Origin of the sequence: Staphylococcus sp. M0911 (genome assembly GCF_003491325.1) — a bacterium.
Classification (GTDB): Bacteria; Bacillota; Bacilli; order Staphylococcales; family Staphylococcaceae; genus Staphylococcus; species Staphylococcus warneri_A.
On sequence record NZ_CP022881.1, the window covers coordinates 1,646,542 to 1,659,959 of the forward strand.

Consider the following 13,418-nt stretch of genomic DNA (forward strand, 5'->3'; position numbering starts at 1 on the left):
TTCCTACATTATTTAACATATTTCTTTTGATTATAAAAAAGCCCCTAAATGACAATGGGACATCATTTAAGAGCTGTGATAGTATTTATTATTTTTATGCCATTTTCTAGGCATCTCTTTTTCTAATATCGGCTAATAAATCTTCAAATTCTTGAGGTAACTCTGCTGTTCTTTCAATATATTCATGAGTAACTGGATGCTCAAATCCTATTACACCTGCATGTAAGGCTTGTCCGCCAATATCTAATGTTTTTTTAGGACCATATTTAGGGTCTCCAACTAATGGGAAACCGATATATTTCATATGCACACGAATTTGGTGCGTACGGCCTGTTTCGAGTTCACATTCTATTAAAGTATAATCTTTAAAATGTTCTAAAACGTTAAAATGTGTTACTGCTTCTTTTCCATCATCTACTACTGCCATCGCTTGACGGTCTTTTTTATTACGTCCAATAGGTGCATCCACTGTTCCATAGTCATGTGGAATATTACCATGAACTAATGCAACATATTTACGCTTAACTGATTTAGCCATTAATTGTTCAACTAAACCACGGTGTGCAATGTCATTTTTAGCAACCATCAATAAACCAGATGTATCCATATCAATACGATGCACGATACCTGGACGAATTTCACCGTTAATACCAGATAAATTTTTAATTTGATACATCAACCCATTAACTAACGTACCAGTGTAATGGCCTGGTGATGGATGAACTACCATCCCTTTTGGTTTATAAACAATAGCTACATCATCATCTTCATAATATATATCAAGATTTAAATTTTCCGGTGTGATATCTGCTTCAACGACTTCTTGTTCAGTCACAACGATATTGTCATTTTGCTTCACTTTATAATTGGGTTTGACCACTTTGTCATTAACTTTCACAAGATCTTCTTTAATCCAATCTTGAATTTGGCTACGTGACCAATCACTATTTAATTCTGGTAATACTTTATCTAATCTCTGTCCAACATGATTACTATCTGTAATCGTATATTCATACGTTTCCATAATCAGACCTCCTAACCTTTATTTGTTGTATCTTTAAGTAGTGCAATAATGACTAATATCACACCAATTGTTAAACTTGAATCGGCTACATTGAAGATAGGAAAATCATATCCAAAAATATTTGTATCAATAAAATCAACAACTTCTCCATTTAATAAACGATCAATGAAATTTCCTAAAGCACCTGCAAATAATAAACTTATCGCTAACTGCATAAATAAATTATATTGCGCTTCTTTTATAAAGAACAATACGAGCACAATTAAAATAATCACTGTAATAATATAAAAGAAGAACATTTTACCGCTTAATATTCCCCAAGCAGCACCATTATTTCTATGTGACGTTATATTTAAAAAATTGGGTATCACTTCGTAAGAATCGCCTATTTTCATTGAACTAGCAATAATCCATTTTGTCACTTGGTCAATGACTATGATTAAAAAGGCTACGAGTAATGAAATACCGACATAATATTTCTTTTTCATTCATGTTCCTCCATTCAGAACCATTCATCACTTTTTACAACAACTTTCATTATATCTTAAACAAGAGTATAAAAACAGGTTAGCTTCATAATAAATATTTGCTAAAACATATAGGAGTAAGGCAGAAATAATAAAGAAACACTAATCATTTATGATGTAGTGGTTCTTACGCATTAGCCGCAGCTAATATGTACTTTAAAATAGAAATACATGAGTGAAACTCATGCATAAGAAATACTAATTTCTAAAGTAAAAGTATTTCTTTATTGTTGTCCATCCCCAACTTGCATTGTCTGTAGATTTTCTTTTCGAAATTCTCTATGTTTGGGGCCCGTCCCCACGGCAAGGTTGACTAGAAACGAAAAAGCTTGGTACATTAGACCGTCTTTGTAATTTATTACTTAGACGGTTTTATGCATGAACTTTAGTTCATGTATACCTCTAAAGCTTAATTTGAACACATGAGTCAATACTCATGTGTAAGTCACCTACAGCCTATATATGAATGTAACTTGAAATATATTAATATCCTAGCCTGCACTCATTTCATCATTAGGATATATGTTGATTTTCTTTAGGATGAATATATTGATATTGATCAACGTCATTCGCTGGTATAGTTCTATTTGATATTTCATATGGCTTTTTAAAATTCATTTCTGAAATGTATAATGATTGATCCTCGTTCACTTTTTCAATATAGGCTACATGACCATATTTCCCTTCAGTCGTCTGTAAAATCGAACCTTCTTTAGGATGTTGATTGACTTTATATTGATCTTTTTTAGCATTTTTCGCCCAATCTTTAGCGTCATGCCAAGAGTTTGCAATTTGATGATGGTCTTCTCTCACCTTATCGAAAACATAATATGTACATTGTCCTTTTTGATACGTATTATATTTCATCGGATTAAAATCGAATAAATGATTTTTAGGTTCAGTCATATCTTGATTATTCAAACCATCAAAAATTGCTGCTAGCGTTAGGCTAATCGTAATAAATAACATCCAAACAATACTTTTCTTCACTTCATCACGCTTCTTTTATAAAATTAAATCTAAAGTATATCCCATCTGGTCCTTTGATATTTAAATGTGTCGTTTCAGGATAATGAAAGTCTACAAGCGCTAAGCCATAAGAATGTGCATTATCCACCCGTTTGGTTCCAGAAATCCATTGATTTAGTGCTAAATGATGATGATAATGTTGTGAGGATAAAAAGAGCGAGTAATCATCCATATATGCAGATTCTTCCAAACCAAAATAATTGAAATAGTATGGTTTAACTTCAGAAATACGAATCGACTTCAAATGCAAGGTACCTATTTTTGTGTCATCTGGTATACCATGCCATTTTTCATCTGATACTTCATTTAATAAACGTGGTACATTAATTGGTACGATATTAAGTAACACTTTGTCATCTTCATAATGCCATTCTTCAAAATCTTGATCGACATAGAACTTCAAACCATTTCCTTCTGGATCTTCGATAAATAGAGATGTGGCTACACTTTGTTCCCCACCATTTACCGGGATTTCATAGTCGCTTAATTGTACTAACAAATCAGCTAAATCCGATAATGAAGGCAGCATAATGCCTATATTGAATAACCCAGCTTCTGACATTAGAGGTTCTCTACCATTAGCAATTTCATTTAAAGTAATAAAATGGTTTGACATGCCCACTTCATATTGAATACTTGTCATCGTTTCATTGACAATATTAAATCCTAAAATCTGTTCGTAAAATGGTTTGAGCGCATCTTTATCTCTCACATTAATCGTTATTCCGTTGACAAAATTTGCATCTTTATTATGAAACATTCCATGTACCTCTTTCAAAATAACTTATCTATATAACTATCTTTACTTATGAATTATGACTCATATTTTAAATATTATGCAAAAAAATCAAAACAAAAGCAACTTAATTGCAATGCTTATCAATACGATTTATTTATACCCATACTGTCTCAAGTCATTGCAAAATAAAAACTGTTAGCAAAATCATTCGACTTTGCTAACAGTTTGAATATTACATTAACGATTAAATTAGTGTTTTAACGACTTCTTGGCAACGTGGACATAAATGATCTAGTTCACCAACAGAACCTAATTGATCACTATAGTTCCAACATCTTTCACATTTTTCACCTTCTGCATGTTCAATACGGATGTCACCATGTTGATATGATACGCCGTTATCAACTTGATCAACAACCTCCGCTTGTGACGTAATGAATAATTGTTGTAAATCATCAAATTGTTGTAAGAACTCTGTAGCATTAAAGTCTTGATTACTACCAATCACAACTTTAGCTTCTAATGATTTACCAATTACTTTTTCATTACGTGCTGCTTCTAAAGCACGGTTCACATCATCACGTAAATTCATAAATGTATTCCATTTATCTAATAATTGTTGATCTACCTCTTCAACTTTAGGCATATCAGCTAAGTGAACACTTTCCTCTTTAACGTGAGGTGTATGTGACCAAACTTCCTCTGCTGTATGCACTAAAATTGGTGCAAGCAACTTAGTCATATCAACTAAGATTTGATAAAGTACTGTTTGCATACTACGACGTTTATGTGAAGAACGTTCTTCGATATATAGAATATCTTTACCATAATCTAAGTAGAAGTTACTTAATTCAACATTAATAAAGTTTTGAACTTCTTGATAGATATTAAGATAATCAAAGTTTTCATAATTGTTAATTGTGCTTGCAGTAAATTCACGTAAACGATGTAATAAATAACGATCTACTTCTAATAACTCCGCTTCAGCAATGCTATCAGTTTCAGGATTGAAATCACTCACATTACCTAACATAAATCTTAATGTATTTCTGATTTTACGATATACATCAGATGTTTGTTTTAAGATTTCATCTGAAATACGTACATCTGCTAAATAGTCTGTACTACTTACCCAAAGACGTGCAATATCAGCACCTTTTTGTTTAACGACTTGATCAGGAACGATGACATTACCTAATGATTTACTCATTTTCTTACCTTCTCCGTCCATAACGAAACCATGAGATAATAAGAATTTATATGGTGCTTGTCCTCTTGTAGCAACAGAAGTTGTAATAGATGAGTTAAACCAACCACGGTATTGGTCACTACCTTCAAAGTATAAGTCAGCTGGGAAACTTAATTCTGGACGTGTTTCAAGCACACCTCTATGAGATGAACCAGAATCAAACCAAACATCCATGATGTCATTTTCTTTCGTAAATTCACCATTTGGACTACCTGGATGTGTGAAGCCTTCAGGTAATAAATCTTTGGCTTCTTTTTCAAACCAAATATTAGAACCATGTTGTTCAAATAAATCTGCAACGTGATTTACAGTTTCTTTGGTCATGATGATGTCACCATTTTCTGCATAAAACACAGGAAGTGGTACGCCCCAAACACGTTGACGTGAAATTACCCATTCACCACGGTCACGAATCATATTATAAATACGTGTTTTACCCCAATCTACTTTAAATTGAGTATCTTCAATTGCATCTAAAATGTCTTGTCTCACTTTATTAATAGATGCAAACCATTGTGGTGTTGCACGGAAGATAACTGGTTTTTTCGTTCTCCAATCGTGAGGATAACTATGCGTAATAAAGTTTAATTTTAACAATGCATCTTTCTCAGTTAATAAGTCTGTTACTGCTTTATTCGCTTTATCATAGAACATACCTTCAAAAGGTCCACCTTCTTCAGTGAAGACACCTTTATCATTTAATGGACTAATCACTGGTAAATCATATTTTTGTCCAACAATGTAGTCGTCTTCCCCGTGTCCAGGTGCTGTATGAACACAACCTGTACCAGCATCAGTTGTAACATGTTCACCGTTAATAACTAATGAAGTACGATCTAAGAATGGATGTTGTGCTTCAACATATTCTAATTCTTTACCTGTAAATTCTTTTTCAAGTTGAATCGTATCTTGATCCCATTCTAAAGCTTCTGCTACTGTTTCAGCTAATGCTTGAGCAATAATATATTTTTTGCCATTTACATTGTATTGTCCGTATTTTAATTCCGGATGAACAGTAATCGCAACATTAGAAGGAATTGTCCAAGGTGTAGTTGTCCAGATAATGAATTGAGCATCTTTATCTACTACACCTTTATCATCTTTAACATCAAATGCAACGTAAATTGATGCTGAACGTTTATCATGATATTCGATTTCCGCTTCTGCTAGAGATGATTCACTAGATGGTGACCAATAGACTGGCTTTTTACCTTTATAAATAAGTCCTTTTTCTGCCATTTCACCGAATAATCGAATTTGAGCAGCTTCATATTCAGGTTTCAATGTGATATATGGATCGTTAAAGTCACCACGTACACCTAGACGTTTGAAATCTTTCTTTTGAATTTCAATTTGCTCTAGAGCGAATTCTTTACATTTTTCTCTAAATTCGGCTGTAGACATTTTTTTACGATCTACACCTTTTTTAGTCAATGCTTGTTCAATTGGAAGACCATGTGTATCCCAACCTGGTACATATGGTGCATAAAAACCTTGCATTGTTTTATAACGTACAATAAAGTCTTTAATAATTTTGTTTAATGCATGACCCATATGTAAACTACCATTCGCGTATGGTGGTCCATCGTGTAAAATATATGAGGCATTACCTTTGTTTTTCTCTAAAGCTTTTTGATATTGATTGTCTGCATCCCATTGCTCTTGGATTTTTGGTTCTTTATTTGGTAAACCGCCTCGCATTGGAAATTCTGTTTTGGGCATTAATAACGTATCTTTATAATTCATATACTTTCATTCCTCCTAATTATAAAAAAGAACTCTAAGTTCAATTAACAGGGACGGTTATACCGCGGTACCACCCTGATTAACTCAACTTAGAGTTCTCTCTTGGTTCTTTATTCATCATTATCAGTCAGTGATATAAGAAACAGTCTTATATTAGGCTCCCACCATTTCCTAATTCGCTGTAATAAGTGTAGTGTTTCTTACGTGTCTGACTTCAAATTTAATTATTATTTTAAACTCGTTGATTCGGATTGACTTGTACTTGTTGAATCGCTTTGAGACGTTGATGTAGTCTCTGAAGTTTGTGTTGATTGTGATTGACTTTGCGCATTATTTTTCATAGCTTTTTCTTCTTCTGTTAAATCGTTATCATTCAAATGATGAATATCTTCTAAAGTGACCTGTTCAGCATCTAAATCATAATTTAATAAGTAATCCCAATCTTCATTCTTTAATAAGTCTAATTGCGCTTCAACTAGCATACGGAAACGTGATCTAAATACTTTAGATTGACGTTTCATATCTTCAGTTTGGAAAGCTAAGCGACGTGCTTTCTCGATTGCATCGTTAACAATTTGGTCTGCTTGCGCTTGTGCTTTAGCAATTGTTGCCTCTGCATCCTTATTCGCTGCTAATTTTGTTTCTTCACCAGCTTTTTGAGCTTGTACTAAAGCATCGCTAACTGATTGGTGAACATCTTGATAAGACTTAATATTAGTATCTCTTTCTTCGATGACTTTTTCAAGTTGTTTTTTATCTTCTTTTAAACGTTCTATTTCAGTACTTAACTGGTCTAAATAGTTTGCAACTTCAGTAGGTTCTAAACCATTTTTCACACGAGTAAACTCTTTGCTTTTAATTTCACTTGGTGTAAAAGGCATTGTGTATCCTCCTTAATTTTACACTATTTAAATAATGTATGATAGGTTATGTGTATTTTATCTTTTTTCGTTCTTCCACCAATATCGGTTACTTGAGCTCTTCCGAATCCTTGTATGGAAAGTAAGTCATTCATTTCTAATTGAAAATCTGGTGAATCAATAATGGTATGATTCACTTTGACTCTCTTCTTCTCTATAAGTTGTTTCGCAATAGATCTTGATTTATGAATCATGTCTTTTAATACAACATCAAGTCTAAGTGCACTCACTGTTGAACTGTGAATCTTCCAATTCTCTTCTGATTGTATCATATCTTTCAACGGAATAGAATTAAGTTTAATTGTAGCACCTTTGATTCTAGTGAATTCTAACATAATAAATGATTCTAATGCTTTTGTCAAAACAAATTGAATACGTTCTCCAACAATGATATCGCCAAGTTGACTTCTATCGATTCCTAAAGACATCAACGTACCTAAAACGTGTTGATGTTGAATAGTTACAAACTTTTCAGGATAATCTATTTCAATTAATGTGAGTTCAAAGTCACTTTCATCTGGTTCATAATATGATGGTGCAATCACGGCACGTTGTCGTTCTGCTCTCGGTCCACCATTAAAATATACTTTCAAATCTTCGTAACTGCCGACTATCACTTCTAAAATATATTGCCCTCTTGGGTCTAGGAATGTGGTTAGTACAGGCGAATAGTGACGTTCAGCTTGTTCACATTTATCAATTAAAATATCAATCATGCTTTGTTCTTCTTTTCTAAAATGTTGATAAATATCGATTGCTCATCCCTCACTTAACTTTAATGTGATTTATTTAAAATATCATTTTTATAACTAAACAATAATAAAACGAGGCAACATGGAATGCTTCCAATCACCTCGTTTATGATCATCATATCTATATTGCTGTTTATTCTAACTATCTCGCTAAATAAGCTAAAATCATGTTAAAAATAGTTACTAGTCCTCTTTGGAATAAAACTAATACTATAATTGCAGCAATTGATGAAATATCAATCATTCCAATCGGAGGAATGATTTTTCTAAATGGTTCTAAAAATGGTTCATAAATTTTTCCCAGTATTTCACCAAATTTAGATTCACGTATACTTGGTACCCAAGATGTAAAGAAATATACAATCATACCAAAATAATAAATTTGGACAATCCAAATGATAAATTGGAAAATTGTATTAAGTAATCCAATGTCCATACGTTAGCTCCTTATTCGTAATGTTGCTCCATGTTTTCAATATGATCTGTAATACTACCAGCAACTTCGACGTTATCAGGCGTACATAAGAAAATATCTGTACCAACACGTTGGATATCGCCACCAATGGCATAAACAGTACCACTTAAGAAATCAATGATACGTTTTGCAGATACTTTGTCGATTCGTTGTAAGTTAACTAATGTCGCACGACGATTTTTTAATTCATCTGCGATATCTTGAGTATCTGAGAAAACACGTGGTTCAAATAAACACATTTTTGAACTTTCTTGTGCAGCGTAATTTGATTGAACGTTATTATTCATTGTTACAACATTTCTTGTATTCGATTTAGAATTATTACTCATACGATAATTCCTTTCTTCGGAAGTTGTATTATATCTTGATGTACTTTTTTGAGGTACAGATTTAATCGCACTTGTTTTAGATGCTGCTGGTTGTTGCACAGGTTCTTTTGGCGATTCTACTTCACGTTCTGGTTTACGATCACGCTCAGGTTCACGTTCCTCAGGTACTTCCACTTCTTCTTCATCTTCAACAACAAAAAATCCATTAAATAAATCTTTTAAAGCCAAGGGGCTCACTCCTATTCTCCTACAAGTTTAGTCCCAATTCTCACAAATGTTGCACCTTCTTTAATTGCAATTGGATAGTCATTACTCATACCCATCGACAATTCTTCACATGGTGCATATTCTAAATTGAGTTGTTTAATTTCATCTCTTTTTGTTCGTAATTTTCTAAATAATGACTGTATGTACCCATCGTCATCTGTATATGGTGCCATCGTCATTAAACCGACTATTTTTATATTTTCGAATTGTTTAATTTCATCAATAAAAGCATTTACTTCATCTAAACTAATCCCATGTTTGGATGATTCACCTGAAACATTCACTTGTAAGAAACAAGATATTGTATGCTCGGCACGCTTATTAATTTCTTTAGCTAAACTCATTCTATCTAAAGCATGAAAATAATCAACATCATTGATGACATCTTTAACCTTTCTAGATTGTAAAGAGCCAATAAAATGAAGTACAGCATCTTTTGGTAATGCTTCTTTTTTCTCTTTAAACCCTTCAAGTCTATTTTCTCCAAAATGTCGAACTCCAGCTTGATATGCTTCTTTAGCTCGCTCTATTGTAACATACTTTGTTACTGCAATCACGTTAGGCTGTGTTGAAATGTTACTTTTTTCTCTATGCTCATTGATTTCTGAATTGATTTGTGCGAGATTCTCTTTCACTTCATGCATTATGAATCACCTTGCTTTCTTCCTATAAATGCTAACATTCGTCCAGTTTGTCCTTTTTCAACTCTATAAGAAAAGAAATAATCTAAGTTTTCAGATGTAGCATAGTCTGTAATATAAATATTACTTTCCGGTACACCTACACTTTGTAATAATAATGAGTTGGCCTTTTTTAAATCTATACCGTGTCTATCACTATCACGTGTATCAATAAATTGAGTTGTATCAATATCTAGACTTTCAAATTTCATTTTAATATCATCATTAATCTCATATGAATTAGATGTAGCTGGACCGATAACTACATTTAAGTCAGTTAAATCAAAATCAATATGTCGAACCATTTCTTTAACGATTTCTCCGTATGTACCACGCCAACCTGCATGAGCGAGTCCAATATAATGATGCTTCTCGCTATAGAAATAAACAGGCACACAATCTGCGTAACACATCGTTAATAATATATTGGGCTCATATGTATACAATCCATCTATACCATGTAAATCATTCGTAATAGCATCAATATTTACACCTTTATCATTCGATGTTATCTTAGCAATTTTATTCTCATGTGTTTGTATCGGAAAAACCCATTCATTACGGGGGAAGCCAATCATATTAGCTAATATGGTTTGATGATGTGTAATGTTTTCTTGTCGATCATCAACATATCTAGCCATATTAAAGGCTTTTTCAGGATACATACTTAAGCCACCCTCACGTGTCGTAAAACCAAGAGTAGTATGTGTCATTTTATCGTCTTTATATGCTAAAAAATGATTTTGTTTTATAAATTTTTCAGTCAACTATTTCACAACCTTAAGTATGAATTTTCATTAATAACGATTAAAGTGTCTAAATATGTTTTATAGAACTATTATATAGCATTCTTATTCGTATTTAAATTAAAACTATTATTTCTATTCTTAAAACTAATTATTTTAAAAACAATTAAATTATGCTTCAACGACTATTTAAAAATCACTATTCAAATAAATTAAAAAGTCATCAGAAATAATTCTGATGACTTTAAATATTATGGTTAAGATACGATTAACGTCTTGTTCTTCTTGAACGTCTTTCTTCTCTATTTCTGATAAAGCTTGGAATATCATCGTCTTTAGTCGTATGACTTCCTTCAGTCGCACTATCAGATGATGAACTTGATGCAGAACTGCTCATTGATTCTTCTTTACCAACTGAAGAAGTTGATGAAGTGCTATTTACACTTGAACCAAATCCAGTACTAGACGCTTTACGACCTTGAGATGATGGTTTATCTTCAAATCCAGTAGCAATAACTGTTACTACAATTTCATCTTGTAATTCTGGATTGATTACTGTACCGAAGATCATATTTACATCTTCATCTGCAGCATCTTGTACGATATCCGCAGCTTCTTGTGCTTCGAATAATGATAGTGATTCGCCACCAGTAATATTCATAAGCACACCTTGAGCACCAACAATTGATGTTTCAAGTAATGGGGAAGAAATTGCTTTTTTAGCTGCTTCAACTGCTCTATTTTCACCAGATGAAACACCAATACCCATTAATGCTGAACCTTGGTTAGACATGATTGTCTTAACGTCAGCAAAGTCTAAGTTAACTTCACCAGATACAGCAATTAAATCAGAGATACCTTGTACACCTTGACGTAATACGTTGTCAGCTTCTTTAAATGCTTCCATCATAGGTGTTGATTTGTCTACGATATCTAATAAACGGTCGTTAGGAATAACGATTAATGTATCTACAGCAGCTTTCATTGATTCAACGCCGGCAGCAGCTTGTGTTTGACGTTTACGTCCTTCGAAACCAAATGGACGAGTAACAACACCAACTGTTAATGCTCCCATTTCTTTAGCAATCTTAGCTACTACAGGAGCAGCACCAGTACCAGTACCGCCACCCATACCTGCAGTTACGAATACCATATCTGCACCTTGGATAGCATCTTCAATTTGTTCGCGTGATTCTTCAGCAGCTTTTTTACCAATTTCTGGGTTAGCACCAGCACCTAATCCACGAGTTAATTTTTCACCAATTTGGATTTTTGATTCAGCTTTAGATAAGTTTAAAGCTTGTCCATCCGTATTAATAGCGATAAATTCTACATTATTCATTCCGTGGTCAATCATACGGTTTACAGCATTGTTACCGCCGCCACCTACACCGATGACTTTTAAAGTCGCTAAATGATTAAATCCTTGTTCAAATTCTAACATTTAAATTTCCTCCTAGTTTTAATGGCCAATAATCATTCAAATAAAGATTTCATGAGTTTTTTAAATTTACCTTCTTCTTTGTCTTTACCTTGAGCATTATGATGATCTTCTTCTAGATGAGCTTCGCGGTCGTCATATTCTTCATGAGGTGCTTCAGGCTCATCCTCATAAACATCTTTTTTGTTCGATTTGCGTTTGAACCAATCGAAACCGCTTGATTTAGAGTCAGTATCTCTTTCATCAGATTCGATAACTTCCTCTTCAAATTCCTCATTATCATGATAATTAATTGTAACATAATCTAATAACTCATCAAAAGTGATACTACTAGAAATAGTAGAAATCGCAGATGAAAATTCTGGTTTTCTAATTCCCATTTGTGAAGGTGTGTGAATTCTCACTTTTTCACTAACCATATCTTGTAATAATTCTCTTACGCCTAATAGATTAGCTGAACCACCTGTTACAACGAAACCACCGTTAACTTTAGTTAAACCTAACTCTTGTAATACATCAAATACTTCGAAGAATATATCTTCAACTCTTGCTTCAATAAAGTCGCTTAAATCTTTTTGAGTATACTGAACATGTTCTTCACTATCAATTTGATCTACTGTGAATACATCTTGGCTTGAAGCTGAATCATAAAATGCATGTCCATATTGATGTTTTATCTTTTCAGCCGTGTCATATGACGTATTTAAACCTTGTGCCACATCATCAGTAATATCACGACCAGCCATTTCTATTGAATCAGCATCTACTAATTCGCCACGTTCATAGAAGGCAATTTGTGTTAAATCTTCACCGATATCAATCACACATGCGCCAAGTTCTTTCTCAGTTGCTGATAAGATTGATCCGTAGTTATATGCATCAGAATATACATCTAATACATCTACACCACATGATTCAACACATTTAATCATATTAATTAAAATTGATTTTTGAATAGCAATAACGCCAGCATCCACTTTAAGTGAGTGTCTTGCGATTAATTCTTTTGGATCTGATACTTCATTTTCCTTATCTACAACAAATCGAATTGGGAAAACGTTAATCACTTCTGTTTCAGGAACATCATTTTTATTTCTAATACCCTCAAGTACAGATTCAATGTGAGTTCCGTTAATTTCAGTATCTTCATAAAATTCTATTTCATTTGATTCATCATACACTTCAGTTCCTATGATAGGTAATTTTAAGAATACTTCTTTGATGTCTACACCTGAAGCGATAGAAGCCTTTTTAATTGTATCCTTGACAGCTTGTCTAGCAATATCAAAGTCATCAATTAAACCATTTTTTATACCGCTTGTATAGGTTTGTCCTGTACCTATCACATTTATTCCATTGTGAAATTTTTCGCCTACTATTGTTTTAACACTTGATGAACCAATATCTATGCTTACATAGTAATGTTCCTCCATAGATAGGCACCTCCTGACAAGTTACTATTAAAATACACTATGTTTAGTTTACAATACGTTG

The 13,418-nt window shown here is 33.1% G+C and carries 13 protein-coding genes; all 13 read right to left on the bottom strand.

Features of this window, described 5'->3' with window-relative positions:
• Positions 1–106: 106 nt before the first annotated feature.
• Positions 107–1,024 carry an RluA family pseudouridine synthase gene (locus ssp1_RS07920; RefSeq protein ID WP_075779020.1) on the bottom strand — a complete coding sequence of 306 codons (918 nt, stop codon included), beginning with the start codon at positions 1,022–1,024 and terminating at the stop codon, positions 107–109.
• Positions 1,025–1,035: 11 nt separating this feature from the next.
• Complete coding sequence (lspA, locus tag ssp1_RS07925) at positions 1,036–1,512, bottom strand: signal peptidase II (RefSeq protein ID WP_075779019.1); 477 nt, start codon at positions 1,510–1,512, stop codon at positions 1,036–1,038.
• Positions 1,513–2,064: 552 nt separating this feature from the next.
• Positions 2,065–2,541, bottom strand: coding sequence for a CHAP domain-containing protein (locus ssp1_RS07930; RefSeq protein ID WP_002450615.1), 477 nt, complete (start codon positions 2,539–2,541; stop codon positions 2,065–2,067).
• A 4-nt stretch (positions 2,542–2,545) separates the two neighbouring features.
• Positions 2,546–3,340 (bottom strand): VOC family protein, encoded by a 795-nt coding sequence (locus ssp1_RS07935; protein ID WP_075777734.1) that lies wholly within the window; start codon positions 3,338–3,340, stop codon positions 2,546–2,548.
• Positions 3,341–3,563: 223 nt separating this feature from the next.
• Positions 3,564–6,314, bottom strand: a complete 2,751-nt coding sequence (gene ileS, locus ssp1_RS07940; protein WP_002450618.1) for an isoleucine--tRNA ligase — start codon at positions 6,312–6,314, stop codon at positions 3,564–3,566.
• 227 nt (positions 6,315–6,541) lie between these two features.
• Positions 6,542–7,195 (bottom strand): DivIVA domain-containing protein, encoded by a 654-nt coding sequence (locus ssp1_RS07945; RefSeq protein ID WP_002450619.1) that lies wholly within the window; start codon positions 7,193–7,195, stop codon positions 6,542–6,544.
• Between the two features lie 23 nt (positions 7,196–7,218).
• Entirely contained in the window at positions 7,219–7,950 is a 732-nt protein-coding gene (locus ssp1_RS07950) for a YlmH family RNA-binding protein (RefSeq protein ID WP_080496595.1), read from the bottom strand.
• Positions 7,951–8,128: 178 nt separating this feature from the next.
• Complete coding sequence (locus tag ssp1_RS07955; RefSeq protein ID WP_002450621.1) at positions 8,129–8,422, bottom strand: YggT family protein; 294 nt, start codon at positions 8,420–8,422, stop codon at positions 8,129–8,131.
• An 11-nt stretch (positions 8,423–8,433) separates the two neighbouring features.
• Positions 8,434–9,027 carry a cell division protein SepF gene (locus tag ssp1_RS07960; RefSeq protein WP_107536088.1) on the bottom strand — a complete coding sequence of 198 codons (594 nt, stop codon included), beginning with the start codon at positions 9,025–9,027 and terminating at the stop codon, positions 8,434–8,436.
• A 2-nt stretch (positions 9,028–9,029) separates the two neighbouring features.
• Positions 9,030–9,692: a YggS family pyridoxal phosphate-dependent enzyme gene (locus tag ssp1_RS07965; RefSeq protein WP_171970099.1), complete on the bottom strand. Its 663-nt coding sequence runs from the start codon at positions 9,690–9,692 to the stop codon at positions 9,030–9,032.
• An 8-nt stretch (positions 9,693–9,700) separates the two neighbouring features.
• On the bottom strand, positions 9,701–10,504 hold the full coding sequence (pgeF, locus tag ssp1_RS07970) for a peptidoglycan editing factor PgeF (protein WP_002450624.1): 804 nt from the start codon (positions 10,502–10,504) through the stop codon (positions 9,701–9,703).
• A 247-nt stretch (positions 10,505–10,751) separates the two neighbouring features.
• Positions 10,752–11,927, bottom strand: a complete 1,176-nt coding sequence (ftsZ, locus tag ssp1_RS07975; protein WP_118828180.1) for a cell division protein FtsZ — start codon at positions 11,925–11,927, stop codon at positions 10,752–10,754.
• Between the two features lie 32 nt (positions 11,928–11,959).
• Positions 11,960–13,357, bottom strand: a complete 1,398-nt coding sequence (ftsA, locus tag ssp1_RS07980) for a cell division protein FtsA (protein WP_075777730.1) — start codon at positions 13,355–13,357, stop codon at positions 11,960–11,962.
• Positions 13,358–13,418: the final 61 nt, after the last annotated feature.